Raw genomic sequence first — 26,475 nt, 5'->3', positions numbered from 1 at the left:
CTCAGGCCTTCTTCCGCGCGGTGGTCTTCTTGGCCGGGGCCTTGCGGGCCGCCGGCTTCTTGGCACCGCCGCGGGTGGCCGAGCCCTTGGCACGCTTGTCCGCGAGCAGTTGGTAGGCCTCCTCCGCCGTGAGCTCCTCGGGCTGGCGGTCGCGCGGGACGGTGATGTTGGTGACCCCGTCCGTGACGTACGGGCCGAAGCGGCCCTCCTTCACGGTGACCTTCTTGCCGGAGACCGGGTCCTCGCCGAACTCGGCCAGCGGCGGCTTGGCGGCCCCGCGGCCACGCTGCTTCGGCTGGGCGTAGATCTCGAGGGCCTGCTCCTGCGTGATGCTGAAGATCTGGTCCTCGGACTCGAGCGAGCGCGAGTCCGAGCCCTTCTTCAGGTAGGGCCCGAAGCGGCCGTTCTGGGCGGTGATGACCTCGCCCTCGGCGTCCGCGCCCACGACGCGCGGCAGGGACATCAGCTGCAGCGCCTGCTCGAGGGTCACGGTGTCCACGGACATGCTCTTGAAGAGGGAGCCGGTGCGGGGCTTCTCCTTGGCCGGCTTCTTCTTCGGCTTGGGCTTGCCGTTCTTGTAGTACTCGGTGGGCTGGGCGTCGAGCCAGGCCTGCAGCTCCTCCTCGGTCATCTCGGGGATGACCTCGGTGACGTAGGGCCCGTAGCGCCCGTCCTTGGCGACGATGGTCCGGCCCGTCTCCGGGTCCGTGCCGAGCTCGCGCTCGGAGGGCTGGGCGGTGGCGAACAGCTCCTCGGCCTTGGCCGGGGTGAGCTCGTCCGGGGCCAGGTCCTCGGGGACGTTGGCACGCGGCGGGGTGGCGCCCGCCTCCGCGTCGGCCGGCAGCGACCGCTCCAGGTACGGGCCGTACTGGCCCACCCGCAGGGTGATGTCCTCGGTGATCGGCAGCGAGTTCACGGCCCGCGCGTCGATCTCGCCGAGGTTGTCCACCACGTGCTTGAGGCCCTCGACGCCCTTCTCCGTCTCTGCGGCGGGGGCCCCGAAGTAGAACGTCTGCAGCCAGGCCTCGCGGCCGAGCTCGCCCGCGGCGATCCGGTCGAGGTCGTCCTCCATGCGGGCCGTGAAGTCGTAGTCCACGTACTTCGCGAAGTAGTCCTCGAGCAGGCCGATCACCGCGAACGCGGTCCACGACGGGACGAGCGCGGTGCCGCGCTTGGACACGTAGCCGCGGTCCATGATCGTGGAGATCGTCGGGGCATACGTGGAGGGACGCCCGATCTCGCGGCGCTCCAGCTCGGCGACGATCGACGCCTCGGTGTAGCGGGCCGGCGGGGAGGTCTCGTGCCCGGTGGCCTCGATCGGGTCACCGGTGAGGCGCTCGCCCTGGGCCACCTGCGGCAGGCGGCGGTCCTTGGCCTCCGCGTTCTCGCCGTCGACCTCGGCATCCCGGCCCTCCTCGTACGCGTCGAGGAAGCCCTTGAACGTGATGACGGTGCCCGAGGCGCTGAACTGCGCGAGGCGGCCGTCCTGCGCGGCGGCCGAGAGCCGCAGCGTGGCGGTGTAGCCCTTGGCGTCGGCCATCTGCGAGGCCACGGTGCGCTTCCAGATCAGCTCGTACAGGCGGAACTCGTCCGGGCGCAGCTCGGCCTTGACCTGGGCCGGGGTCCGGAAGGAGTCCCCCGCGGGCCGGATGGCCTCGTGGGCCTCCTGCGCGGTCTCGTTGCGCTTGGCGTAGACGCGCGGCTGGGCCGGCACGGCGTCCGCCCCGTAGAGCTCGGTGGCCTGGCGCCGGGCGGCCTGCACGGCTTCCTGCGAGAGGTTCACCGAGTCCGTGCGCATGTACGTGATGTAGCCGTTCTCGTACAGGCGCTGGGCCACCTGCATGGAGACGCGGGAGCTCATCCGGAGCTTGCGGGCGGCCTCCTGCTGCAGCGTGGAGGTGGTGAAGGGGGCGGCCGGGCGGCGGGTGTACGGCTTGTCCTCCACCGAGTCGACCGTGAAGTCCGCCCCGCGCAGCCCCTCGGCCAGCGAGCGGGCGCCGGCCTCGTCCAGGTGGGTCACCTTCTTGCCGGCGGAGGCCTTGAGTCGCCCGGCGTCGTCGAAGTCGCGGCCCGTGGCCACGCGCTCGCCGTCCACCGTGCTGAGGCGGGCCGTGAACGAGCTGCCCACGGCGTCCGCGGCCTGCGCGCCCTCGGCCACCGTGAAGGTGCCCTCCACGCCCCAGTAGTGGGCGGAGACGAAGGCCATGCGCTCCCGCTCGCGCTCGACGACGAGGCGGGTGGCCACCGACTGCACGCGGCCCGCCGAGAGCCCGCGCGAGACCTTGCGCCACAGCACCGGCGAGAGCTCGTAGCCGAACAGGCGGTCGAGGATGCGGCGCGTCTCCTGGGCGTCCACGAGGGCCGTGTCCAGCTCACGGATGTTCTCCAGACCGCGGCGCACACCCTCCTTGGTGATCTCCCCGAAGGTCATCCGGTACACCGGCACCGTGGGCTTGAGGGTGTCCAGCAGGTGCCAGGCGATGGCCTCGCCCTCCCGGTCCGCATCCGTGGCGAGGTAGAGGGCCTCGGCGTCCTTGAGCTCGCGCTTGAGCTCCGTGACCTTCTTCTTCTTGTCCGGGTGCACCACGTAGTACGGGGTGAAGCCGTGCTCCGTGTCCACGGCGAACTTCCCGAACGGGCCCTTCTTCATGTCCGCCGGCAGGTCCGAGGGCTTGGGCAGGTCACGGATGTGCCCCACGGAGGAGTCCACCACCCAGCCGGAGCCCACCGCGTTGAGGTACTTCGCGATGGACTTGCTCTTGGCCGGGGACTCCACGATGACCAGCTTCTTGCCCGAGGGCACGGAGCTGGTCACGGAAGCGGATGACGTGGACAAGGGGGTCCTCCTCAGACGGGGAAGGCGGTGGTTCCGGGCCGGTGCGCGGTGCACGCCGGCGTCGGGCGGACGTCCCCACATCGTAGGGGGCGCGGTGCCCACGATAACGCCCGGCGTCCCCGCGCCCGCCACCGCCCGATCGTCAGCCCTCCACCAGGAACCCGTCCTCGTACAGCTCCCGCAGCGCGGCCAGCAGGCCGGCCCGCCCGACGTCGTCCAGCTCCAGCAGCGCGGCGACCGCGCCCACCAGCTGCCCCACGGACAGCTCACCATCGGAGGCGGACAGCACGCCCGCCGTCGCGGTGTCCAGGCGTGCCACGCGCCGGAACCCGGACCCCTGCCGGGCCAGGATCACCTCGGGGTGCTCCGCCCCGAACCGCTGGTGCCGCTCCTCCGTGACGTCCGCCGCCACGCGCAGGTGCAGGCCGCGCAGCACGGCCAGCGCCGGGTCCCCGACGGCGTCCCCCGCCCCGGCGCCCGCGGCGAGCCGGTCCCGGCGGGCGACGGCGGCGGCCCACGCGGCACCGAGGGCCTCGTCGACCGGCTGGGTCAGCTCCTCGGCGACCACCCACCCCCGGCCCTGGGAGCCGTCCGCGGCGGGCCGGCGCAGCCACACGTGGCCGAAGCCCACGCCCGCGACCCCGCGCGCGGCGAAGTCGTCCAGGTAGCCGCGGTAGGCGGTCTCGTAGGCGGGCGGGTCGAGCTCGAGCGAGGAGTCCTGCAGCCACGTCTCCGCGTAGCCCGCGGGGTCCTGCCGGTCGCGCTGGAGGAACCAGGCCTGCATCCCCGGCGCCACCCACGAGCGCGGGCGCGCGTCCCACGGTGCGGTGTCGGCGTCGGCGGTGTCCCCCGTCGGGATCTCCCAGTTGGCGAGCAGCTGCGCGGTGCCGCCCTCGGCGAGCACGTCCGGCAGGGCCGCGATCAGCTCCGCGACGATCCGGTCGCCCTCGCGGCCGCCGTCGCGGTAGGTCAGCACGGGCGCGTCCGGGTCCGTGCGCGGCGTGATCACGAACGGCGGGTTCGAGACCACGAGGTCGAACCGTTCCCCCGCCACCGGCGCCAGCAGGTCGCCGGCCGCCAGCCGGACCCGGTCCTCGAGCCGCTCCCGGTCGAGGCCGAGCACGTCCGCGTTGAGCAGCAGGTTGAACCGGGTGAAGGCCAGGGCCCGCTCGGACAGGTCCGTGGCGGTGACGTGGTCGGCGTGGGCGAGCAGGTGCAGGGTCTGGATCCCGCAGCCCACCCCCACGTCGAGGGCGCGGGCCACGGGACGGCGCTGCGTGGCGCCGGCGAGCGTGAGGGAGGCCCGGCCGACGCCGAGCACGTGCTCGGGAGGCAGCGGGCCGCGCCGCTGCAGGGCCGTCAGGTCCGAGGCGATCCACATCCGGCCAGGCTCGTCCGCCTCGTACGGCGAGAGGTCCACCGCGCCGCGCACGCGCCCGTCCGGCCCTTCGACGACGAGCCCGGCCGCCACGGCCCCGGCCAGGCCGAGGCGGGGCAGCGCGGCGTCGAGGTCGGCGGCGGGGACGGGGTCGCCGAGCAGCCAGGCCCCGACGGCGGCGGCGAGGCCCCGCGTGCCGTGCCGGTCGCCGGCGCCGGCTGCGTCGTCGTGCCGGCCGGGGCCCGCCAGGTGACCGGCGACGACGCGGCGGGCAGCCTCGGCGTGCTCGCGGTCCAGGGCGAGCGTGGCCACGGGTCCGAGCAGCCCCTCGACGGCGGCGGTGGTGAACGGCAGGGCCGCCAGGTCCGCGGCGAGGGCCACGGCCGTGGCCGGGGTCAGCCGCGGGGCGGGGGGCGACGGGGGTGTCGGGACGGGACTCATGCCTCGGTCCTCTCAGCGGGGTGGGGGCGGTGGGCGCAGACGGGGCAGCGGTGCTCGGGGTCGTCGGCGGCGCAGGCCGCGCAGCGGACCTCAAGCGTGGTGCAGGCCGGGTCGGCGCAGTTGCGCAGCGCCGAGGTCGGGGCCTGGCACGTGACGCACCGGCCGATGGTCTCGGCGTCAGCGGTGAAGCGGGTGGACAGGCGTCGGTCGAACACGGCCAGCTCGCCCCGCCACAGTCCGGCGTCGCCGCGGGCCTCGCCGTAGCGGACGATGCCGCCGTCGAGCTGGTAGACCTCGGCGAAGCCGCGGTCCTTGAGCAGGGCGGAGAGGACCTCGCAGCGCACGCCGCCCGTGCAGTAGGTGACCAGCGGCGCGTCCTTGAGGTGGTCCAGTGCCCCGGAGTCGACGGCGGCGAGCAGGTCGCGGGTGGTGTGCGCGTCCGGGACCACGGCCCCGTCGAAGCGGCCGATGGCCGCCTCCACCGTGTTGCGGCCGTCGAGGAAGCGCACGGGGTTCGCGGTGCCGGCGCGCTCGGCGACGAGCGCGTCCACCTGGGCGGGCGTGAGCCGCTCCCCTGTGCCGACGACGCCGTCCGCGTCCACGGTGACGCGCTCGGGGGCCCCGAACGCGACGAGCTCGGGCTTGACCTTGACGGAGAGGCGGGGGAAGTCCGCCGCCGAGCCGTCCGACCACTTCACCTCGAGGTCCCGGAACGCCGGATGCTCCCGCGTGCCGCGCACGTAGCGCTTGACCGCGTCGACCGGTCCGCCGACGGTCCCGTTGATCCCCTGCGGCGACACGATGATCCGGCCGGTCAGGCCGAGGGACGCCGCGAGCGTGCGCTGCCACAGCCGCACCGCCTCGGGGTCGGCGAGCGGGGTGAACCGGTAGTACAGCGCGATGCGGGAGAGGGGGGCGGTGCTCATCGAGGTCCAGGCTAGTGCGCGACCGCGGACGTGACGGCCGTGAGGGACGGGCGGGGCCTGGCCCGCACCGGCCTCACGCCTTACCCTTCAGACATGACTGAGCATCTGGATCCGGCACTGGTCGACATCTGGTTCGCGGCCTGGTCGCGATCGCGCGGCTACCGCACGAGCCAGGAGGCGGGGCGACGCGCGGCCCTGCGCACCCCTCGCCCCGCCCGCATGATCCCCGGCGGCTCCGGTCGCGCCACGGTGGACGTGCCGGCCACGTGGGAGCACGTGGTGGTGAACCCCTCCCGCGCGGAGCTCGAGGACCTGCGCGAGGCGGTGCGGGACCAGGAGCAGATCCTGCTCACCGTGTTCGGCGACGCCGGCGAGGACCCGAAGGCCATGGGTCTGAAGGCCCAGGCCGAGCCGGAGCGCTTCATGACCATGGACATGGACCCCGAGCTGCAGGACGTGGAGCCCCCGCTGCTGCCCGAGGGCTATGAGGCCCGCGTGGACCAGCCGATGGAGGGCAGCCGTCGCCTGCGCGTCCTGGCCGTCGGCGCCTCGACCGCTCCGGAGGGCGAGGAGGAGCTCGCCGCCCTCGGCTGGGTCACCGAGGAGGACGGCACCGCCGTCTACGACCGGATCTGGACGTCCCCGAACCACCGTCGCCGCGGCCTCGGCTCTCTCGTGATGCGCTACCTCACCTCCGAGGTCATGAGCGACGGTGAGATCAGCCGCGGCCTGCTCGTCGCCTCCCCGGACGGCCAGAAGCTGTACCGCCACCTGGCCTGGACCGACCTCGGCCCCGTGTCCATCTGGGGTCGCGGCCTGGCCGAGGACAACCCCACCGCCGAGCACACCGGCACCATGGGGGCGTGACCGGCCACCTCCCGGAGCACGATCCCTGGACGGATCCCGCGGGCGGCTGGGGGCCGCCCGGCACGGCGGACGCCGCGCCGGGCATCGACGACGCCGCCCCGGACTCCTCCGGACCGGAGCCGCAGCCCGTCGGTGAGGTGGTGGCCGACGTCGTGGCCGGGCTGTCCGTCACGGCACCCGGGGACCTGCGCCCGGACACCCCGGCGGGGGCCGGACTCCGTGCGGCGCTGGGCCGGACCGGGTTGCCCGAGCAGATCCGCCACGTCACCGAGCTGCCCGCACGGCAGGCCCGGCACACGGACTGGCCCGCAGACGCTCCGGAGGGCCTCATCGGGGCGTTCGCGGCGCGCGGCGTCGAGCGGCCGTGGCTGCACCAGGTGCGGGCCGCGGCCCTGGCCGGCGCGGGGACGCACACCGTGCTCGCCACGGGCACGGCGTCGGGCAAGTCGCTGGGCTACCAGCTGGCGGTCGGCACCCGGCTGGCCGCCGACCCCCGGGCCACCGCGCTCTACCTCGCCCCCACCAAGGCCCTCGCGGCGGACCAGCTGACCTCCTGGCGCGCCCTCGAGCGGGACGGTGCCCCGGGGCTGCGCGCGGCCCCCTACGACGGCGACACCGCACCGCGGGATCGGATCTGGGCCCGCGAGCACGCCAGCGTGCTCATGACCAACCCGGACATGCTCCACGTGGGGATCCTGCCGCACCACGAGCGGTGGGCCGCGTTCTTCCGGAACCTGGCGTTCGTGGTGGTGGACGAGTCGCACACGTACCGGGGCGTCTTCGGCTCGCAGGTGGGCATCCTGCTGCGCCGGCTGCGGCGCATCGCCGCCCACTACCGCGGGGACCGGCCGGAGACCGTGTTCATCGGGGCGTCGGCGACGTCGGCGGATCCGGCCGGGCACTTCGCCCGACTGATCGGGGCGCCGGCCACGGCCGTCACCGAGGACGCGTCCCCGCACGGGGCGGTCACGGTGGCGTTCTGGGAGCCGGAGCTGACAGACCACCGCGGCGAGAACGGCGCGCCCGTCCGCCGCTCGGCCATGGCCGCCGCCGCCGACCTGGTCACCGACCTGGCCCTGCAGCAGGTCCGCACGCTGGCGTTCATCCGCTCCCGGCGCGGGGCCGAGGCCATCGCGAGCGCGGCCAAGCGGCAGCTCGAGGAGGTCGAGCCGGGGCTCGGCACCCGGATCGCGGCCTACCGCTCGGGCTACCTGCCCGAGGAGCGGCGGGAGCTGGAGGCGGACCTGCGCTCGGGTCGGCTGCTGGGCATGGCCTCGACGCCGGCGCTGGAGATGGGCATCGACGTCGCGGGGCTGGACGCCGTGGTGGTGGCCGGCTGGCCGGGCACCCGCGCGTCGTTCTTCCAGCAGATCGGCCGCGCCGGGCGCGGCGGCCAGGACGCGATTGCGTTCTTCGTGGCCTCGGACGACCCCCTGGACACGTTCGTGGTGGACCACCCGGAGGCCGTGTTCGACCTGGGCGTGGAGGACACCGTGGTGGACCCGGAGAACCCACACCTGCTCGGCCCGCAGCTGTGCGCGGCCGCCGCGGAGCTGCCGATCACGCCCGAGGCGTTCGGCTGGTTCGGGGAGCCGGAGCGGGTGCGCGCCCTGCTGGACGCGCTGGTCGAGCAGGGGTTGCTGCGCCGTCGGCCGGCCGGCTGGTTCTGGACGCACCCCGAGCACGCCGCCGGCATGGTCTCCCTGCGGGACGACGGCGGCGGGCCCATGGACATCATCGACGCCGAGTCCGGCGCCCTGCTGGGCACGATGGACTCGCCCCAGACCCACTACCAGGCGCATCCCGGCGCGGTGTACGTGCACCAGGACCGCACGTACCTCGTGGAGGAGCTGGACGAGGACGCGCACGCGGTGGTCGTCACGCGCGCCTGGCCGGACTTCACCACGCAGGCCCGGGACGTCACGGAGATCGAGATCGTGGCGGTGCACCGCCGCCTGGACGCGCGCGAGGGCACCCTGCGCTGGTGCCTCGGGGATGTGCAGGTCCGCACCCAGGTGGTGTCCTTCCAGCGCAAGGCCCTGGTCTCCGGGGAGGTGCTCGGCGAGGAGCCCCTCGACCTGCCGGCGCGGGACCTGTTCACCTCGGCGGTGTGGTTCCAGGCGGCCTCGGACGAGCTCATCGCCGCGGGACTGACCACGGATCGCCTGCCCGGCGCCCTGCACGCGGCCGAGCACGCGATGATCGGCATGATGCCGCTCGTCGCCTCGAACGACCGCTGGGACATCGGCGGCGTCTCGATGGTCCTGCACCCGGACACCGGCTCCCCCGCCGTGTTCGTCTACGACGGCCGGCCCGGCGGGGCGGGCTTCGCCGAACGCGGCTTCGAGCAGGCGCGGCGCTGGGTCGAGGCGACGGCGGGGGCCATCGCGGCGTGCGAGTGCGCGGAGGGCTGCCCGTCCTGCGTGCAGTCCCCCAAGTGCGGCAACCGCAACAGCCCGCTGGACAAGGCCGGTGCGCTGACCGTCCTGCGGTTCCTGATGGACCACGCCGATCACCTCGTCCCGGCGGACGCCTCGGCCGACGGCTCGGGCGGTGCCTCCGGCGGGGCCACGGACGCGGCGCCCGGGGCCTGAGACCGCGGCGGGCCCGCGACGGCGTCGGCCGTGGCCGCCGGCAGCGGGGCGCGGGCGAGCTCGACCGCGACGCGCACGGTCCCGTCCTCGCGCACCTCGCACGCCACGACGGCGGCCCCGTTGCGTTCGGCGGTCCGCCCGGCCAGCGCGCACGGCTCGTGGTCGGTGAGCCCGCGCCGGGCGTCGGAGGCGGCGAGCGCTGCCAGGTCGGCGGCCCCGGCCGCCCGGGCGCCGGTGACCGAGGCCTGCCCCAGCGCCGCGACCGCCAGCAGCAGCCCCGCCCCCAGGGCGGCCGTGCCCAGGACGGACACGGTGCCCGAGCCGCGTTCGCCCCGCGCGGGCGCCCTCCTGCGGGTCATGACCGGTCCTCCGGTGAGGCGGCGGGTGTTCCGGGCTGCTGGTCGGGGGCGGCGGCGTGCGCGGTGAGGGTGAGGGCCTCGGCCCAGGCGAGCGGCCCGGGGCCGGGCTGGACGACCTCGACGGTCACCCAGCCGCCTTCGACGGTGTGCGAGAGCGAGGCGTCGTCGCCGGCCATGCGTGCCACCGCGTCCCGGGCCGCCGCCTCGTCGTCGCCCCGGGCGAGGATGCGGGCGGCCGACGCCGCCGCGTCCTGACCCCGCACCTGCTGCACCGCGGCGGCGCCGGCCAGCAGGACGGACACGAGCACGAACGCGATCACGGGCAGCAGCACCGCGTACTCGGCCGTGACGGCCCCGGTCTCGCCGCCCCGGAGCGCCCGGGGCCGCCCCGCCGTCCGGGCGCCCGTGCGGCGCGCGGACGGCGAGGCGGAGGTCGGGTGCTCAGTCACGCTGGAGCGCCCCGGAGACGAGGTCCACGAGCAGCGACTGCACGTCCGGGCTGGTGAGCACGACGGCCAGCACGCCCGCGAAGCCCACGGCGGCGAGCGTGAGGATGCCGTACTCGGCCGTGATCGCGCCGGTCTCCTCGCCCGCGGCGTCGACGACGCGGGCGAGGCGGTCGCGGTCGCTCGGGCGGGTGACGGCGGGCTGGGCGGTGTGGGAGCGGTGGGTCATGGTGGTCCTCCTGGAGTGGGCCCCGCGGTGCGGGGCGGTGGTGACGGCCCGGCCGGGCCGCTGGTCCCAGGCTGGCCCGGTGCGGGCCCGCGCGCCGGGGGCGGTGCGGATCCGGGGATGGGGCGGGGCGATCGGGGCCCTGTGCAGGACCGGACGCCCCGGTGTCGCCGCCGCCTCAGCCCGGTCCCGCCCCGAGCAGGGCCATGACGACGGGCACCACGCCCCAGCACACGAAGGCGGGCAGCAGGCACAGTCCCAGCGGCATCACCAGGCGCACGGCGAGCTCCTCGGCCACCCGTTCATCGGCCCGCCGGGTCTGCTGACGGACGGCGGCGGCGGTCTCGGCCAGCGTGCGGGCGCCGGCCATTCCGGACCGATGCAGCGGTCGCAGTCGGGCGGCGGTCTCGATCCACACCGGGTCCGTGTCGAGCCCCGCCCACGCCTCGTCCCAGTCCCGGCCCCACAGCAGCAGCGTCGCCGTGGCCCGCAGGCCGCGGGCGCCCGGCAGGGTCCGGCCGAGGTCGTCCAGCGCGGCGGGCAGGGATCGGCCGGCGCTGAGCAGCGCCGCCAGCACGTCCAGCACGACGGCGGCGCCCACCGCCGCCGGCTCGCGCGCGGCCGCACGCAGCAGCAGGCGCGTCCAGGACCGCCCGGCCAGCCAGAACAACAGCCCCACCACCGCGACCACGGCACCGAAGGGCGAGCGGACCAGATCCCACGGGGAGGTGCCGAGCAGCCACGCGAGGCCGAGGCCGCCCAGGGGCAGCCACTGCAGCAGTCGGGACGTCGCGCCCGGTCCCGCCGCGGCCGAGCGGCGGGCCCGGGCCGCGTCCACGTCCGCCTCGAGGCTGTGGGCCAGCTGCCGGGCCACGTTTGCGGGAGCGGCACCCGCCCGGGCCCCGGCCGCGAGCGCCGCATCGATCAGCGCCCAGCCCGGGTCCCGTGCGGGGGTCCGCCAGGGCAGGGTCCCGCCGCGGCGCGCCGCCTCCCCGGTCGGCGCATGCGACGCCGGCACATCCCAGGCCAGCGCCTCGGCCCGGCGTCGGGCGTGGTGATGGGCGCAGCATGCGGCACCCGCCTCGCCCGGGCCCGACCCGCAGGCGGGCAGGGTGCACGCGGTCTCCCGCCAGGCCTGCTCCTCGGTCAGGCCGGCCGCGACGAGGGCGGCCCAGCGGCGCAGCACGCCGATGAGCACCTCCGTCTCCTCCTCCGGCGTCGCCCGCCCCGCCCGCCAGGGCAGCAGCGCCACGGCACGCCCAGCGCGCGACCGTCGTGCCTGCCCGGCCGCCGTCGTGTTCACCGGCCGCTCCGCCCCGCCAGCCGGGCCGCGAGCGCGGGCACGCCGGGTCCTTCGACGGTCCGCCCGCCCATCGCCTCCGCCCCGGGCCGCCACGTGAGGGCGGGCAGCAGGGCGAACCCGTCGGCGCGCGGGTCCGGGACGGCGAGCTCGACGGGGTGCCGCCCGTGGCCGTCGCGGGCGATGTGCAGCACGGCGTCCACGCCGGCGCGGGCCTGCGCGGCCACCGTCTCGGGCCGCCAGCCGGCCAGGGAGGCCATGGCCGTCAGCCGGGCGGGCACCTCGGCGGCGGCGTTGGCGTGCAGGGTGCCCCACGCGCCCTGGTGTCCCGTGTTCAGGGCGGTGAGGACGTCGGCCACCTCGGCGCCGCGGCACTCGCCGACCACGAGCCGGTCCGGCCGCATCCGCAGCGCGTGGCGGACGAGCTCGGCCAGTCCGACCTCGCCGGCACCCTCCGCGTTGGCGGCGCGGCACTGCAGGGCGACCACGTGCGGGTGATCGGGTGCGGCCTCGGCCGTGTCCTCCACGACGACGATCCGTTCGTCCCCCGGCACTCGGCCGAGGGCCGCGGAGAGCAGCGTGGTCTTGCCCGCCCCGGTCGCACCGCTGACCAGGACGGTGGCGCGGTCGCGCACGAGCGCCTCGAGGGCGTCGGCCCAGAGGGCGCCGTCCGGCCAGCCGTCGGCCAGCGCGGTCAGCGACGGCGTCGTCGCGGCCGGGATCCGCAGGCTCAGCAGGGTGCCGCCGCCACTGACCGGGGGCAGGACCGCGTGGACGCGCACGCCGCCCACGCGGGCGTCGGCCAGCGGCACCGCCGCGTCGAGGCGGCGGCCGGCCCGGTGCAGCAGCCGCACCGCGAGCGCCCGGGCGGTCTCGGGGTCGAGCCGATCGGGGCGGCGGACGAGGCCCTCGTCCCCGTCGGTCCACACCGCGCCCGCGCCGTCCACGAGCACGTCGGTCACGCCGGGGGTGCGCACCCAGGGTGCGAGCGGGCCGAAGCCGTCGAGCTCATCGACCAGCGCCGCCACGCGTGGGTCGTCGATCGGCGCGTCGAGGGCCTCGGCGATCAGCGGGGCCAGCGGCGGCTCCGGCCCGTCTGCGGCCGAGGCACGGGCCTCGGCCACGCGTCGGCGCACGACGGCGGCGGCGTCCAGCCCGTCGGGGCCCGCTGCGGGTGCGGCGAGCGGCGACGCGGCGACCTGCGTGCGTCCCGGCTCGGCCGGGTCGGTACGGGGCCATGGGAACCGCCGGCTGCCCTCGGGCGGAGCGGGGCGGCGTCGTCGGCCCCGGGGCGGGCGGGCCGGGGCGGCGGGGACGAACGGGCGCATGGCGGGCCTCCTGCGGGTCGGGGCGGCCGCCGCGGTCCGCGGCCGCCGGCCCGTCCAGTCCACCGTCCCGCCCGGGTGCCCGCGCCCCCGGTCCCGCCGCTGGGGACACGGGCCCGCCCTCCGGCGCCTGTGCAGGAGCGGACGGCGGCGCGCAGCCGTCAGTCGCGCAGGATCCGGTGGGTCCGCGCGTCGCGCACGCGGGAGTCGTCCCACAGCACGTCCCAGCCCAGCAGCGCCAGCACACGGTCCAGCAGCGCCGCCGTGAACCCCCACACCAGGCGCTCGCCCACGAGGAAGCCCGGCGTCTCGCCGCGGCGGCCGCCGGGCCGGGCCACGCGGCACCGGTTCGCGGGGTCCACCAGGTCCGCGACCGGCATCCGGAACACGGCCGCGGCCTCGGCCTGGTCGACCACCGCCACGCGGCTGGGGTCCCGCCACCACCCGAGCACCGGGTGCACCACGTGCCCGGAGACCACCACGGGCACCGCCGGCAGCACACCCAGGACCTCCACGCCGGCCGGGTCCAGGCCGGTCTCCTCCTGCGCCTCGCGGAGGGCCGTGGCCACGACGTCGGCGTCCTCGGGGTCGACGCGACCGCCGGGGAACGCGATCTGCCCGGCGTGCTGGCGCAGGGTGGTGGCGCGCTGGGTCAGCAGCACGTCCACGTGCGGGTGCACGCGCTCGGCGTCGTGACGGGCGGGGACGTCGTCGAGGGCGCCGAACAGGATCAGCACGGCGGAGGGGCGCGGATCGCCGGACCGGGGCCAGTCGAAGCCCCACATCGGCACGGCCTCGGGCGGGATTGTGGTGAGCGAAGCCGGGTCGTGGTGACCGGGCGCGTCCGCAGGGGCCGCGCCCCACCGGGCCACGAGGTCCGCCAGCTGGTCCCGCGCACCCGTCAGCGACGCAGCGCACGTCCCGGCGGCGTCGCGGGAGGTCGGGCGGGGGCTCGCGGGGGTCTCAGGCATGGCCCCCACGCTAGCCGCCGGTCGTAGCCTCGGGGCATGACGGCTCCCCTGACCTCGCCCCCGGCGGCCACCGCGTCCCCGGATCCGGTGGACGTCGCGGTGATCGGCGCCGGCCAGGCCGGACTGGCGGCCGGCTACTTCCTGGCGCGGGCCGCGCGGGACGTCGACCGCGGACGCCGGCCGGGCCCGCCGCCGTCGTTCGTCCTGCTCGACGCGTCCGCCCAGCCCGGCGGCGCGTGGCCGCACCACTGGGACTCCCTGCGCCTGTTCTCCCCCGCCGAGCACTCCTCCCTGCCGGGCCGACCCATGCCGCCGTCGCCCGGCCCCGGCACCCCGGACGCCGGGCACGTCGTCGCGTACCTGGCCGACTACGAGGACCGCTACGGGCTGCCGGTGCGCCGGGGCGTGCGCGTCACGGCGGTGACGCACGACGCCGCCGCGTCCCCTCCGTTCACCCTGCGGCTCGAGGACGGCTCGGCCCTGAGCACCCGCGCGGTGGTCTCCGCGACCGGCTCGTTCACCCGCCCGTTCGTGCCGGCCCTCCCGGGGGCCGACCGCTTCGGCGGCACGCAGCGGCACTCCGCCGCGTACCGCTCCCCCGAGGCGTTCACCGGGCGGCGCGTCCTCGTGGTGGGCGGCGGCAACTCGGGCGCCCAGATCGCGGCGGACCTGCTGCTGGCGGGTGTCGCCACCACGTGGGCCACCCGGCGTCCGCCCCGGTTCATGCCGGACGACGTGGACGGGCGGACGCTCTTCGATCGGGCCTCGGCGCGCGTGCTGGGCCGCTCCGAGGCGCGCGTGGGCGACCTCGGGGACATCGTCATGGTGCCCTCGGTGATCCGCGCCCGCGACGAGGCCGGGCTCCACGCGGTCCCCGCGCCCACGGCGCTCACGCCGGAGGGCGTCCGTTGGGACCACGACGCCGGCGCGAGCCACGGCTGGCCCGCACCAGCCGCGCCGCGGCCCGGGTGCGCGGCGCCGAGCACCCGGTGGACGACGTCGTCTGGTGCACGGGCTTCCGGGCGGACCTGCGCCATCTGCGGGGCCTCGAGCTGACCCGCCGCCCCTCCGGGGCGCCGGCGACGGAGCGTGCCCTGCCGACCGCCTCGGTGGACGTGCCGGGACTGCACCTGCTCGGCTACGACGACTGGTGCGGGGCCGCCTCGGCCACGCTCGCGGGCGTGGGGGTGCACGCGCGCCGGGCCGTCGATGCGATCCTCGCGGGTCTCACCGCCGGCTGAGCGGGCAGGCCGGTCGCTCAGGCCTCCAGCCCATGGCCGAGGGCGCGCAGCTCCCGGCGCGTCCGCCCCGCGTGCAGGAGCTCGAGCAGCTCCTCCCGGCCGGGCTTGAGCTCGTAGGCGAGCAGGGCGCGTGCCCGCTCGGGGTCGGTCTCCCCCTCGCCGTAGGACGGGCACCAGCGGGCGATCGGGCACGCCCCGCACGCCGGGCGGCGCGCGTGGCACACGCGGCGGCCGTGGAAGATCAGCCGGTGGGAGAGCATCGTCCAGTCCCGGCGCGGGAACAGGGCGCCCACGGCGTGCTCGACCTTCACCGGGTCGGTCTCGTCCGTGAACCCCAGGCGCCGGGCGAGCCGGCCGAAGTGCGTGTCCACGGTGATCCCGGGCTGGCCGAAGGCGTTGCCGAGCACCACGAACGCGGTCTTGCGCCCCACCCCGGGCAGCGCCACGAGGTCCTCGAGTCGGGCGGGGACCTCGCCGTCGTGCCGGGCCACGAGCTCCTGGGACAGCCGCAGGATCGCGGAGGCCTTGTTGCGGTAGAACCCCGTGGAGCGCACGAGCTCCTGCAGCTCGGGTTCGGTGGCCGCGGCCATCGCGTGGGCGTCCGGGAAGCGGGCGAACAGCGCCGGCGTGGCCGCGTTGACCCGCACGTCGGTGGTCTGGGCGGACAGCACCGTGGCCACGAGCAGCTCGAACGGCGTCTCGAAGTCCAGCTCGGCGACGGCGTACGGGTACGTCTCGGCCAGGATCCGGTTGATCCGCCGTGCCCGGCGCACCAGGGCCAGCCGGGTCTCCCCGGTCGGCGTGTCCGTCGGCTCCGTCTCCATCCGCGCGTCCTCCCGCCCTCGTGCGATCCGCTCAGGTCCGACCATCCTAGGGAGCGGGGCGCGTGCCGACGTCCGCACCGCGTCCGGCCCCCGCTTCCGGGCGCGATGCGACACACAGGACCCGAGGATTTGTGGCGGCGGGGCCGCGCGCGGCATGCTGAGGCGGGAGACTAGTGTGGGACGCGTCACATCCGCGCCGCGCACCGACCGCACCACCCCGAAAGGACCCCGTCGATGGACGAGCAGATCCCCACGTTCCCGCCCCCGGCCGAGTTCGCCGCCCAGGCGGTGGCCGGAGCCGACCTGTACGAGGAGGCCGCCGAGGACCGCCTGGCCTACTGGGCCCGCCGCGCCCGCGAGATCCTGCACTGGGAACAGGACTTCACCGACGTCCTGGACTGGTCCGACGCGCCCTTCGCGAAGTGGTTCGTCGGCGGCACCACCAACGCCGCGTACAACGCCCTGGACCGCCACGTCGAGGCCGGCCACGGCGACCGCGTGGCCATCCACTTCGAGGGCGAGCCCGGCGACACCCGGACCTACACCTACGCCGACCTGGCCGCCGAGGTCCGGCGCGCCGCCAACGCGTTCGAGTCCCTCGGCGTGACCAAGGGCGACCGCGTGGCCGTCTACCTGCCCATGATCCCCGAGGCCGTCATCACGATGCTCGCGTGCGCGCGCATCGGCGCGGTCCACTCCGTGGTCTTCGGCGGCTTCTCCTCCGACGCCCTGCGCTCCCGCGTGGACGACGCCGAGGCCAAGCTCGTCGTCACGGCGGACGGCTCCTTCCGCCGCGGCAAGCCCTCCATGCTCAAGCCCGCCGTGGACCAGGCCCTCTCCGCGCCCGGCCACACCGCCGAGCACGTGCTCGTGGTCCGCCGCAACGAGGCCGAGGTCGAGATGACCGAGGGCCGCGACCTGTGGTGGCACGACGTCGTGGACGCCCAGTCCGACGAGCACGAGCTCGTGTGGCACGACGCCGAGCACCCGCTCTACATCCTGTACACCTCCGGCACCACCGGGAAGCCGAAGGGCATCCTGCACACCACCGGCGGCTACCTCGTGCAGGCCGCGGCCACCCACCACGACACCTTCGACCTGCACCCGGAGTCGGACGTCTTCTGGTGCACCGCCGACGTCGGCTGGGTCACCGGACACTCCTACGTCGCCTATGCGCCCCTGGTCAACGGCGCCACCCAGGTGATCTACGAGGGCACCCCGGACTCCCCGCACCAGGGCCGCTGGTGGGAGATCGTGCAGAAGTACGGCGTGAGCATCCTCTACACGGCGCCGACGGCGATCCGCACGTTCATGAAGTGGGGCCGGCACATCCCGGACGAGTACGACCTCTCCAGCCTGCGCGTGCTGGGCTCCGTGGGCGAGGCCATCAACCCGGAGGCCTGGCGCTGGTACCACGAGGTCATCGGCGCCGGCCGCTGCCCCATCGTGGACACCTGGTGGCAGACCGAGACGGGCGCCCACATGCTCACCCCGCTGCCCGGCGTGACCACCCTCAAGCCCGGTTCCGCGCAGAGGCCGGTGCCCGGCGTCGTGCTGGAGGTCGTGGACGAGCTCGGCGAGCCCATGACGGACACGAGCGCGGGCTTCCTCGTCGTGCGCGAGCCGTGGCCGTCCATGCTGCGCGGCATCTGGGGAAACCCGGAGCGCTTCAAGGAGACCTACTGGTCCCGCTTCCCCGGCATGTACTTCGCCGGCGACGGCGCCCGCCACGACGAGGACGGCGACATCTGGCTGCTGGGCCGCGTGGACGACGTCATGAACGTCTCCGGCCACCGCCTGTCCACCACCGAGATCGAGTCCTCCCTCGTGGCGCACCCGTCCGTGGCCGAGTCCGCGGTGGTCGGCGCGAAGGATGAGACCACGGGCGAGGCGGTCGTCGCGTTCGTCCTGCTCACCGCGGACGCCGCCGCGGCCGACCGCGACGTCGCCGAGGTCGAGGAGGAGCTGCGGCAGCACGTGGGCAAGGACATCGGCCCCATCGCCAAGCCCAAGCGCGTGCTCGTGGTCCCCGAGCTGCCCAAGACGCGCTCCGGCAAGATCATGCGCCGCCTGCTCAAGGACGTGGCCGAGGGCCGCGACCCGGGCGACTCCACCACGCTGGCCGACCCCGCGGTCATGCAGCGCATCGTGGAGACGCTCGCCCCGAAGGCCTGAGCCGGCACGACGACGCCGCCCCGGTCCGCACGCTGCGTGCGGTCCGGGGCGGCGTCGTCGGTGGGCGGGCCCGGCTCAGGCGCGGGCGGCCGCGTCCCGGCGGACCAGCTCCACGGCCTCGTCGGGCGTGTAGCCGAGGCGTTCGAGCAGGGTGTCGAGACAGCGGCGCACGGCCTGGTGCGCGGCGTCGGCGCGGGCGTCCGCCGAGGCGGCCACGAACGTGCCCGCACGGCCCCGGGTGCGGATGGTGCCGTGCGCCTCGAGCTCCTTGTAGGCCCGGGCCACGGTGCCCGGCGCCACGCCGAGCTCGGCGGCGAGCGCGCGCACGGGCGGCAGTCGGTCCCCGCGGGCCAGGGATCCGGAGGCGACGCCGGCCAGGACCGCGTCCACGATCTGCCGGTAGGGCGGGGCCGGCAGGCTCCCGTCCACCGCCACGACCGGCAGGGAGGCGGAGACCACGCCCGCGGCCCCGCCGGCGACCGAGGCCGCGGACGGGGCCGCTGGGGACGGACCGGTGGCCCTCATCGACTCACCGGTGCCGTGCGTCGAGACGGCCATCCTCGCGCTCCCACACGGCGGGGGCCAGTTCGTCCTCGATGGTGAGATCGCCCGAGGAGTCGTCCGGGTGGCGGAGCAGGTGGACGGCGGAGACCGCGAGGCCGCCCCACACCAGGAGGATGGCCAGGGACATCATGACGATCGCTGCGGTGCTCATCGGTCAGAGCTCCTTCCGGGTGGTGGCCGCGGGCACCACCGGCAGGGCGCCGGTGGGGACGGTGCCCTCGGGCACGGCGTTGTGCGGGATGAGGTCGCCGTGGATCTCGCTGTCCAGGTCCTCCGCGTAGAGGTTGGACTTGCGGGACCACGGGATCAGGGAGAGCAGGACGGCCAGGGCGACGGAGCCGAGCGCGATGCCCCAGCCGAAGACGCCGAGGAAGTCGCCCGGGTAGCCCTCATAGCCCTCCGCGATCACCTTCATGATCCAGGAGAGCCAGATGTAGGCGAGCACGATCGGCATGAGCACGCCGATCAGCAGCACGTACCCGCGGCCGACCTTGAAGGAGGAGACGGCGTTGAGGTGCGCCGTGATGCGACGGGCCGAGCCCAGCGCGCCGGTGACCAGGAGCACCGACAGGAGCGCCGCGCCCACGATGCCGAAGTTGTTGGCGAACGCGTCCATGGTGTCGAGCATCTGCAGGCCCGTGGTGGTGGAGAACAGGGCAAGGGAGACCACCCCGGACAGGCCGATCACGACGATCGTGGCCGTCCAGCGGCCCCAGCCGAGCTTGTCCTTCACGGCGGAGACGACGACCTCGAGGATCGAGATCAGCGAGGTGAAGCCGGCGACCACGAGCGAGCCGAAGAACAGCACGCCGATCAGGGCGCCGAGCGGGGCCTGCGAGATCAGGGTGGGGAACGCGATGAACGCCAGACCGATGCCGCTGCCGGCCACCTCGGACACGGACACACCGGAGGCCTGCGCCATGAAGCCCAGGGCGGAGAACACGCCGATGCCGGCCAGGATCTCGAAGCCCGAGTTGGAGAAGCCGACGACCAGGCCGGAGCCGGTGAGGTTCGTGCGGCGGTTGAGGTAGGAGGCGTAGGTGATCATGATGCCGAAGCCGACGGACAGCGAGAAGAAGATCTGGCCGTAGGCGGCGATCCAGACGCCCGGGTCCGCCAGCGCGGCCCAGTTCGGCGTGAACAGGGCGTCCAGGCCCTGGGCGGCACCCGGCAGGGTGAGGGCGATGCCGACGAGGATCAGGAACATCACGATGAGCAGCGGGATGCCGACCATCGAGGCCAGGGCCACGCCCCGGCGCACGCCGAAGCCCATGATGAGCAGCGTGATCACCCAGACGGCGAGCATGGGCCAGAAGACGCCCGAGACGAAGTCGAAGGACGGGGACGGGTCGTCGGCCACCTGCAGGTAGTCGCCCATGAGGAAGGTCTCCGGGTCGTCACCCCACCGCTGGTCCACGGAGAACCAGGTGTACATGATCGCCCAGCCGATGATCGCGGCGTAGTAGATCCCGATGACGACGCAGATGAGCACCTGCCACCAGCCGACGGTCTCGGTCCACCGGGACAGGCGTCGGAACGCCAGCGGCGCGGAGCCGCGGAAGCGGTGGCCGATCGCGTAGTCGAAGAACAGCAGCGGGATGCCCGCGGTGAGCAGCGCGATCAGGTAGGGGATGACGAACGCGCCGCCGCCGTTCTCATAGGCGACGTAGGGGAAGCGCCAGATGTTGCCAAGGCCCACGGCGGAGCCGATGGCCGCCAGGATGAAGGCCCACCGGCCGGTGAACTCCTCCCGGGTGCGCTTCGGCGCCGTGGCGGGCGCGGAGACGGTGCTGGACATGCAGGACCTCCGAGGGTGGGAAGACTCGAGTGTGACGGAGGCCACAATAGTCGACGCGGGCCGTTACCGGACAGTCCGGTCCGGAATGCGGGCGTCAGGCCCGTGGCGCGACACCGACATCAGCCGCCCGGGACGCAGTCCCCCGAGGGGACCGTGGCCGTCATCTGCGGGGCCGCGGTGACGACGGGGGCGATGGTGTCCGCCGTCAGGGCGTAGCCGACGGCGTCCGAGCCCGGCGCCCGGGCGAACACCAGACCGGCCAGGTTCCCGGCCGCGTCCACCACCGGGCCGCCCGAGTAGCCGTGGCGGATGTCCGCCGCGAGGGTGTAGACGTCCACCATGCTCGCGGCCCCGGTCAGGACGTCGCCGAGCGGCACCTCGCCGACGGCCTGCACGGTCGCGGGGGTGGAGGCGAACGGGCCGCCGTCGGGGTACCCCAGGACGGAGGCCGACGCGCCGCCCGTCAGCTCGGCCCCGACCGGCATGACGGGCAGGTCCGCGTCGTCGACCGCCAGGACGGCGAGGTCGTGCGCCGTGTCCAGGTGGACGATCCGCGCCTCGTGCACGCCGCGGGCGCGGTCCGTCACAGTGGGGGCGTCCACGCCGAGGACCACGTGCGCGTTCGTGAGCACGCGGTCCGGGGCCACGGCCACGCCCGAGCCGCTCTGGACCTGGCTGCACTGCGCGGCCGTGCCGGTCAGCCGGACGACGGCGGCCGACGCCGAGGAGGCGGCGGGAGTCGAGGGGGCCGCCGACGCCGACGAGGCGGGGGCGGTCGTCGCGGCCGACGGCGCGGCGGCCGTGGACGACGAGGCCGCGGCCGCGTCGTCGGGCTCCTCGGGGGTCGCCGAGGCGGACGTCGCGGGCGGGGCGGACGTCACGGTGTCGGACGGGGAGGAGGCGGCCGAGGGCAGCCCCGGCGTCGCGGCCGGGGCCGGGGCGGCGCGGATGCCGTCGTCGGACTCCGGGACGGGGGCGGGCAGCTCGAGCTCCGGCAGCACGTCCAGGTCGGCGACGGCGGAGCGCGAGCGGGCGGCCCAGGCCAGGAGCGAGTCGGGCATCACGGTGTCCAGCGCCGTGATCACCCGCGAGCGGGTCACCTCACGGGTGACCGCGGTGGAGCCGGAGGCCGCGATGGAGAACGCCACGAGCCAGAGGACGAGGGCGCCCGCGAGACCCGTGGCGAGCGCGCCGAGCAGGCGGTCGACGAGTCGCAGGGCCGGCAGGTTCACGCGCAGCCGGATCGCCTCGCCGATGGCGGCGCCCACGTACTGGCCCGCCGCCACGAGCAGGACGAGGGTGGCGATCAGCGCGGCCCACCGCCACTGCGGCGCGGTGACGAACTTCGCGACCTCCGGCAGGGCGTAGAACGCGATCGCGGCACCGCCGACCAGGCCGACGAGGTTGCCCAGCACCACCCACAGGCCGCGGCGGTGGCCCTGGACCAGGAGCATCGCCAGCGCGACGATGAGCAGGACGTCCAGCCACGTCAGACCCAGCGGCATGGGCGACCTCCTTCGGATGCGACGGCACCGGCCACGCACGGGGACCGCCCGCGCGCCCGGTGGAGGATCCAGGGTATCGGCCCGCACTGGGGTATGGGGCACAATGGACGCCAGTGAACCGGGCGGCTCCTCCGCCGCGGTGTGAGGAACTGGCCACAGAGAGGACACGCACACATGGATCTCGAGGTTCTGCGGAAGGCTCCGCTGTTCACCAACCTGGACGACGAGGTGTTCGCCATCCTCACCTCGGAGCTGACCGAGGTGGAGCTCTCCCGCGGCGCGTCCGCGTTCCACGAGGGCGACCAGGGCGATCAGCTGTACGTGATCATGTCCGGCAAGATCAAGCTCGGCCGCACCGCCTCGGACGGCCGCGAGAACCTCGTGGCCGTGCTCGGCCCCGGTGAGATCTTCGGCGAGATGGCGCTGTTCAACCCCGCCCCGCGCAACGCCACCGCCACCGCGGTCTCCGCCACGCGCCTGGCCGGTCTGCGCCACGAGAACCTGCGCCGCGCCATCGCCTCGTCGCCGGACGTGTCGGTCCAGCTGCTCCAGGCCCTGGCCCAGCGCCTGTCCAAGACCAACGAGTCCCTGGCGGACCTGGTGTTCTCGGACGTGCCGGGCCGCGTGGCCAAGGCGCTCCTGGACCTCGCGGACCGCTTCGGCCGCCCGGCCGCAGACGGCCTGCTGGTGGCGCACGACCTCACGCAGGAGGAGCTCGCCCAGCTGGTGGGCGCGTCCCGTGAGACCGTGAACAAGGCCCTGGCCGAGTTCGTTCAGCGCGGCTGGATCCGCCTGGAGAACCGCGCCGTGGTCATCCTGGACCTGCAGCGTCTGCGCCAGCGTTCGCGCTGACGCCCCCCGCCGCCGTGGAGCGGGCCACCCCGGTCAGTCCCGGGTGGCCCGCTCCACGCGCATCCGGGGGGTGCCGTCGTCGCCGGCCTCGGTGACCAGATGGTATTCCGGCACGGGGCCGCGCCGGGCACAGGGCGTGACGGAGAGCAGGAAGGCGGCGGCCGTCCGGTGTGCCGCGACCCGACGCACGATCACCTGCGTCAGCGGGGTCGCCACCTGGTCGAAGGGTGCCGTGCCCTCCGCCCCGGCGGGTCCGGGCAGCCGCAGCGGGCCGGCGAGCGCGCGACGCGCGGGCACCCACGCCTGGAGTTCGGGACCGGGTTCCTCGGGTGCCGACGAGGACTGCAGCGGAGGGGTCGTCGTGGCGAACACGGCCGTGTCGAAGCGTCGGTGGACGTGGGGCGCGGAGTGCCAGCGCATGACGGGGCGCAGCAGGTCGGTGCGCAGTCCGAGACCGCGCGAGGCCAGCAGATGGGGCAGACTCTCCGAGCCCTCCTCGAGGGAGCTGCGGCCCCCGCCCCAGGTCTCGATGCGCGCCGTGGACACGACGTCCGTGTCGGAGCGACCGGCGAGGAGCACTCCGGCCTCGTCGTGGAGCTCGCGGACGGCGGCCACCACGTGCTGCCGCGCACGCCGTCGGTCCGTGGTCCCGAACGTGTGGGCCCACTGGGAGGGCTCGGGCCCGTACCACGGGCAGGAGTCGGCGTCGGACTCGAGGAGCGCGCCGCCGGGCAGGCCCACGCGGCCGAGCGGGGTGCGTCCCGCGCGGTGGCGGAGGAAGACCTCCGGGCCGTCGTCGCCGTCGCGCACGAGCACGACGGACGACGCGGGCCGGGACGGGCGGACCTGGCGGAAGCGCCGGTCCAGCCACTGGCGGGTGAGGTCCTCCTCCTGCCCCGGGACCGGCAGCAGCATGCCGGCCGGGTCAGCGGACACGGACGGTGATCTCCACCTCGACGGGAGCGTCCATGGGCAGCACGGCCACGCCGACGGCGGAGCGCGCGTGGCGGCCGGCCTCGCCGAAGATCTCGGCCAGCACGTCCGAGGCGCCGTTCACCACGCCGGGCTGACCCGTGAACGCGAGGTCGGAGGCCACGAAGCCGACGACCTTGACGACCTGGGCGACCCGGTCCAGGTCGCCCAGCAGCTCGTGCACCGCGGCCACCGCGTTCACGGCGCACGCCCGCGCGAGCTCCTGGGCGCGTTCGGGGGTGACCTCCGCGCCCACCTTGCCGGTGGCGGGCAGGGCGCCGGCCACGAAGGGGAGCTGGCCGGAGGTCAGCACGAGGTCGCCATCCCGCAGGGCCGGGACATAGGAGCCGACCGGCGCGGCGACGGCGGGTCGGTCGATGCCGAGCTCCGCGAGACGGGCTGCGACGGCGCCGTCGCCCCAGGTGGGGGCCGAGGACTGCTCCGTCACGTTCACGCCGCCTTCGGACGCTTGAGGTAGGCCACGGGGTTGCTCCCCTCGGGACCCGGGATCACCGTGACGAGCTCCCAGCCGTCCTCGCCCCACTGGTCGAGGATCTGCTTGGTCGCGTGGATGAGGAGGGGGATCGTGGCGTACTCCCACTGCGTCTGCTGAGTCATGGGACCCACCCTAGCCACCGGCGCGGACCCCGGAAGAGGTCCCAGGCGCCCGCGCTACACTCGCGCCCATGGCCTCCCGCACGACCCGCTTCCCCGCGCCCTCGAGCGCCCTCGGCCGCCTCCTCGCCTTCGTGGGCCTCTCGGCGGTGGCCGGCCTGCTCGTGGCAGCCCTCCTGCTGCCCGTCGCGGGCCTGGCCGGTGTCGCCGCCGCGTCGGGCCGGGAGATGCTGGACGAGCTGCCGGACGAGCTGCCCACGGAGCCGGTCTCGGTCCCGTCGCGCATCCTCTCGGAGGACGGCGAGGAGATCGCCGTCTTCTACGAGGAGAACCGCACCCCGGTCCCGCTGGACGAGATCTCGGAGCACATGCAGCACGCGATCGTGGCCATCGAGGACGAGCGCTTCTACGATCACGACGGCGTGGACGCGCGCGGCCTCATCCGCGCGACCGTGAACAACGCCACCTCCGACTCCACGCAGGGCGCCTCCACCCTCACCCAGCAGTTCGTGAACAACATGCTGGTGAACGTGCAGCAGATCCGCGGCGACTCCCGCCTCACCCTCTCCGGCTCCAAGAACATCGCGGACAAGGTCAAGGAGATCAAGCTCGCCGTCGCCGTCGAGAAGCAGATGTCGAAGGACGAGATCCTCGAGGGCTACCTCAACATCGTGCTGTTCTCCGGCCGCGCCTACGGGGTCGAGGCTGCCTCGCAATACGTGTTCGGCAAGTCCGCCGCCGACCTGGAGAGCTGGGAGGCCGCCACGCTGGCCGGCATGGTCCAGTCCCCCACCCGGTTCAACCCGGCCCGCAATCCGGAGGAGGCCACGGAGCGGCGCAACCTCGTGCTGAACGCGATGAAGGACAACGGCTACCTCTCCCAGGAGGAGTACGACCACGCCGTCGCCCAGCCGATGGAGGTGGTGATGGAGTCCCGCCCCTCGGGCTGCCTCTACGCCAAGTTCGGCGCCTACTTCTGCGACTACGTGGAGCGGCAGATCCTCGCCGACCCCACGTTCGGCCCGGACGTCCAGTCCCGCCAGGCCCTGCTGGACCGCGGCGGACTCACCATCCGCACGACGATCGACTCGACGCTCCAGAAGGAGACCGAGAAGAACCTGCGCGCCTCCGTGCCCAACAACGAGTCGCTGGGCGCCGGCCACGCGCTCACCTCGGTGGAGGCCGGCACCGGCAACATCCGCACCATGGCCCAGAACACCGAGTACGCCATCCAGGACGAGCTCGGCCACACCTCGCTGAACTTCAACGTGGACAAGCAGTGGGGCGGCGGCCAGGGCTTCCAGGCCGGCTCCACGCTCAAGCCCTTCGTGGCCCTGACGTGGCTGCGCAACGGCAACCGCCTGATCGACTCCGTGGACGCCTCCCGGAACGTCTACCCCACGGGCACGCGCTTCGCGGCCTCGTGCCGCCCGGGCGGCTACACCACGATCGGCGGCACCTGGCAGTTCAAGAACGTGATCCCCGACATGCTGCGGCAGGTGCGCGTGGACGAGGGCCTCTTCTGGTCCGTGAACACCCCGACCGTCGCCACCGCGTACCAGCTGGACCTGTGTGACATCACGAGCCTCACCACCCAGCTGGGCATCACCCGTGCCCTGGACAGCTCCCCGCTGCAGCCGGACGACCCGTCCTTCCTGCTCGGCAAGGACTCGGTGGCGCCGCTGTCCCTGGCCGGCGCGTACGCCGCCATCGCCGCGAACGGCCTGTACTGCGAGCCGCGCGCCATCCTGGAGGTCACGGACACCGCCGGCAACCAGTACGACGTCGCCGACCCGCAGTGCGATCAGGTCATCGACCCGGACCACGTCCGGGAGCTGATGCCGGTCCTGCGCCACATCGGCGGCTTCAACATCGCCGAAGAGGGCGCCGGCTACGAGTTCGGCGGCAAGACGGGCACGAACGACAACGTGTCCTCCACGTGGTTCGTCGGATTCACCAGCAAGCTGGCCACCGCCGTGTGGACCGGCCGCTACAACAACCTGAAGTCCATGACGGGCGAGACCGTCAACGGCGAGGTCCGCAACCCGTTCTACTCGACCTCCATCAACGGCCCGTCCTGGCTCGAGTACAACCAGTTGGCCAAGGAGAAGTTCCCGCCGGGTGAACTGCCCGAGTGGGACGGCCCGCAGTCGGAGGACCCGGGCGAGGCCGGCGAGCACCCGGACGGACGCCAGTTCACCATCGACGACCTGGACCGGGGCGGGCCGCAGCCCCAGGCGGTCCCGGGCTTCTGACCGCG

At 74.9% G+C, this 26,475-nt stretch carries 24 protein-coding genes; 7 read left to right on the top strand and 17 right to left on the bottom strand.

All coding sequences use genetic code 11. The features are described 5' to 3' along the window. Position 1: 1 nt before the first annotated feature. From topA to trhO, 3 genes are all read right to left on the bottom strand, one after another. The gene (gene topA, locus ACUXPL_RS01320) at positions 2-2,836 is read right to left on the bottom strand and encodes a type I DNA topoisomerase (protein ID WP_454181416.1); all 2,835 of its coding nucleotides are present in this window, start codon (positions 2,834-2,836) and stop codon (positions 2-4) included. A gap of 142 nt (positions 2,837-2,978) precedes the next feature. Continuing rightward, positions 2,979-4,655 (bottom strand): DUF7059 domain-containing protein, encoded by a 1,677-nt coding sequence (locus ACUXPL_RS01315; protein WP_454181414.1) that lies wholly within the window; start codon positions 4,653-4,655, stop codon positions 2,979-2,981. Then, positions 4,652-5,581 carry an oxygen-dependent tRNA uridine(34) hydroxylase TrhO gene (trhO, locus tag ACUXPL_RS01310; RefSeq protein ID WP_454181412.1) on the bottom strand — a complete coding sequence of 310 codons (930 nt, stop codon included), beginning with the start codon at positions 5,579-5,581 and terminating at the stop codon, positions 4,652-4,654. Before trhO ends, ACUXPL_RS01315 begins: the two co-directional genes overlap by 4 nt. 93 nt (positions 5,582-5,674) lie before the next feature. On the opposite strand from trhO, the gene ACUXPL_RS01305 reads away from it, so the two are divergent. Together ACUXPL_RS01305 and ACUXPL_RS01300 are read left to right on the top strand one after the other, a co-directional pair. Continuing rightward, positions 5,675-6,448, top strand: a complete 774-nt coding sequence (locus ACUXPL_RS01305) for a GNAT family N-acetyltransferase (protein ID WP_073116726.1) — start codon at positions 5,675-5,677, stop codon at positions 6,446-6,448. Further along, complete coding sequence (locus ACUXPL_RS01300; RefSeq protein WP_454181409.1) at positions 6,445-9,042, top strand: DEAD/DEAH box helicase; 2,598 nt, start codon at positions 6,445-6,447, stop codon at positions 9,040-9,042. The genes ACUXPL_RS01305 and ACUXPL_RS01300 overlap by 4 nt, the downstream gene beginning before the upstream one ends. On the opposite strand, the gene ACUXPL_RS01295 is transcribed toward ACUXPL_RS01300, so the two are convergent. The 6 genes from ACUXPL_RS01295 to ACUXPL_RS01270 form a co-directional block, all read right to left on the bottom strand. Further along, a complete protein-coding gene (locus ACUXPL_RS01295) occupies positions 8,961-9,401 on the bottom strand; it encodes an Rv3654c family TadE-like protein (protein WP_454181408.1) in 441 nt (146 codons plus the stop codon). The two genes, ACUXPL_RS01300 and ACUXPL_RS01295, sit on opposite strands and share 82 nt — an antisense overlap. Further along, positions 9,398-9,850 (bottom strand): TadE family type IV pilus minor pilin, encoded by a 453-nt coding sequence (locus tag ACUXPL_RS01290; RefSeq protein WP_454181406.1) that lies wholly within the window; start codon positions 9,848-9,850, stop codon positions 9,398-9,400. Before ACUXPL_RS01290 ends, ACUXPL_RS01295 begins: the two co-directional genes overlap by 4 nt. Continuing rightward, a complete protein-coding gene (locus ACUXPL_RS01285) occupies positions 9,843-10,076 on the bottom strand; it encodes a DUF4244 domain-containing protein (RefSeq protein WP_010080291.1) in 234 nt (77 codons plus the stop codon). Before ACUXPL_RS01285 ends, ACUXPL_RS01290 begins: the two co-directional genes overlap by 8 nt. Positions 10,077-10,251: 175 nt before the next feature. Beyond that, on the bottom strand, positions 10,252-11,325 hold the full coding sequence (locus ACUXPL_RS01280) for a type II secretion system F family protein (protein ID WP_454181404.1): 1,074 nt from the start codon (positions 11,323-11,325) through the stop codon (positions 10,252-10,254). Between the two features lie 47 nt (positions 11,326-11,372). Next, the gene (locus ACUXPL_RS01275) at positions 11,373-12,701 is read right to left on the bottom strand and encodes a CpaF family protein (RefSeq protein WP_454181402.1); all 1,329 of its coding nucleotides are present in this window, start codon (positions 12,699-12,701) and stop codon (positions 11,373-11,375) included. Between the two features lie 158 nt (positions 12,702-12,859). Beyond that, complete coding sequence (locus ACUXPL_RS01270; RefSeq protein ID WP_454181400.1) at positions 12,860-13,669, bottom strand: NUDIX hydrolase; 810 nt, start codon at positions 13,667-13,669, stop codon at positions 12,860-12,862. A 36-nt stretch (positions 13,670-13,705) separates the two neighbouring features. On the opposite strand from ACUXPL_RS01270, the gene ACUXPL_RS01265 reads away from it, so the two are divergent. Both ACUXPL_RS01265 and ACUXPL_RS01260 read left to right on the top strand, forming a co-directional pair. Beyond that, on the top strand, positions 13,706-14,725 hold the full coding sequence (locus ACUXPL_RS01265; protein WP_454181398.1) for an NAD(P)-binding domain-containing protein: 1,020 nt from the start codon (positions 13,706-13,708) through the stop codon (positions 14,723-14,725). Then, positions 14,659-14,910, top strand: a complete 252-nt coding sequence (locus ACUXPL_RS01260; protein WP_454181396.1) for a hypothetical protein — start codon at positions 14,659-14,661, stop codon at positions 14,908-14,910. The genes ACUXPL_RS01265 and ACUXPL_RS01260 overlap by 67 nt, the downstream gene beginning before the upstream one ends. 17 nt (positions 14,911-14,927) lie before the next feature. Here ACUXPL_RS01260 and nth read toward each other — a convergent pair whose 3' ends face one another. Continuing rightward, positions 14,928-15,734: an endonuclease III gene (gene nth, locus ACUXPL_RS01255; protein WP_454181394.1), complete on the bottom strand. Its 807-nt coding sequence runs from the start codon at positions 15,732-15,734 to the stop codon at positions 14,928-14,930. A 234-nt stretch (positions 15,735-15,968) separates the two neighbouring features. Between nth and acs the strand changes: the two genes are divergently transcribed. Beyond that, positions 15,969-17,909: an acetate--CoA ligase gene (acs, locus tag ACUXPL_RS01250; protein ID WP_454181392.1), complete on the top strand. Its 1,941-nt coding sequence runs from the start codon at positions 15,969-15,971 to the stop codon at positions 17,907-17,909. 75 nt (positions 17,910-17,984) lie between these two features. On the opposite strand, the gene ACUXPL_RS01245 is transcribed toward acs, so the two are convergent. The 4 genes from ACUXPL_RS01245 to ACUXPL_RS01230 all read right to left on the bottom strand — a co-directional run bounded on the left by ACUXPL_RS01245 (position 17,985) and on the right by ACUXPL_RS01230 (position 21,776). Beyond that, positions 17,985-18,467 carry a GntR family transcriptional regulator gene (locus tag ACUXPL_RS01245; protein WP_180536061.1) on the bottom strand — a complete coding sequence of 161 codons (483 nt, stop codon included), beginning with the start codon at positions 18,465-18,467 and terminating at the stop codon, positions 17,985-17,987. Continuing rightward, entirely contained in the window at positions 18,439-18,624 is a 186-nt protein-coding gene (locus tag ACUXPL_RS01240) for a methionine/alanine import family NSS transporter small subunit (protein WP_454181389.1), read from the bottom strand. The genes ACUXPL_RS01245 and ACUXPL_RS01240 overlap by 29 nt, the downstream gene beginning before the upstream one ends. 3 nt (positions 18,625-18,627) lie before the next feature. Then, a complete protein-coding gene (locus tag ACUXPL_RS01235; protein WP_454181387.1) occupies positions 18,628-20,271 on the bottom strand; it encodes a sodium-dependent transporter in 1,644 nt (547 codons plus the stop codon). Positions 20,272-20,390: 119 nt separating this feature from the next. Continuing rightward, complete coding sequence (locus tag ACUXPL_RS01230) at positions 20,391-21,776, bottom strand: MarP family serine protease (RefSeq protein WP_454181385.1); 1,386 nt, start codon at positions 21,774-21,776, stop codon at positions 20,391-20,393. Positions 21,777-21,950: 174 nt separating this feature from the next. On the opposite strand from ACUXPL_RS01230, the gene ACUXPL_RS01225 reads away from it, so the two are divergent. After that, positions 21,951-22,628 (top strand): Crp/Fnr family transcriptional regulator, encoded by a 678-nt coding sequence (locus ACUXPL_RS01225; RefSeq protein WP_002854021.1) that lies wholly within the window; start codon positions 21,951-21,953, stop codon positions 22,626-22,628. A gap of 33 nt (positions 22,629-22,661) precedes the next feature. Here the strand turns inward: ACUXPL_RS01225 and ACUXPL_RS01220 are convergent, their stop codons facing one another. The 3 genes from ACUXPL_RS01220 to ACUXPL_RS01210 are packed head-to-tail and all read right to left on the bottom strand — an operon-like array spanning position 22,662 to position 24,218. Beyond that, positions 22,662-23,564 (bottom strand): NUDIX hydrolase, encoded by a 903-nt coding sequence (locus tag ACUXPL_RS01220; RefSeq protein ID WP_454181383.1) that lies wholly within the window; start codon positions 23,562-23,564, stop codon positions 22,662-22,664. Then, positions 23,554-24,054, bottom strand: a complete 501-nt coding sequence (locus tag ACUXPL_RS01215; RefSeq protein ID WP_454181381.1) for a RidA family protein — start codon at positions 24,052-24,054, stop codon at positions 23,554-23,556. Before ACUXPL_RS01215 ends, ACUXPL_RS01220 begins: the two co-directional genes overlap by 11 nt. Continuing rightward, positions 24,051-24,218 carry a DUF4177 domain-containing protein gene (locus tag ACUXPL_RS01210; protein ID WP_020628329.1) on the bottom strand — a complete coding sequence of 56 codons (168 nt, stop codon included), beginning with the start codon at positions 24,216-24,218 and terminating at the stop codon, positions 24,051-24,053. Before ACUXPL_RS01210 ends, ACUXPL_RS01215 begins: the two co-directional genes overlap by 4 nt. Before the next feature lie 68 nt (positions 24,219-24,286). Between ACUXPL_RS01210 and ACUXPL_RS01205 the strand changes: the two genes are divergently transcribed. Then, a complete protein-coding gene (locus ACUXPL_RS01205; RefSeq protein WP_180536067.1) occupies positions 24,287-26,470 on the top strand; it encodes a transglycosylase domain-containing protein in 2,184 nt (727 codons plus the stop codon). Positions 26,471-26,475 lie beyond the last annotated feature (5 nt).

It is taken from the genome of Micrococcus sp. 140720015-1, from assembly GCF_053627595.1.
This window is presented reverse-complemented; position numbering and strand designations above follow the sequence as displayed.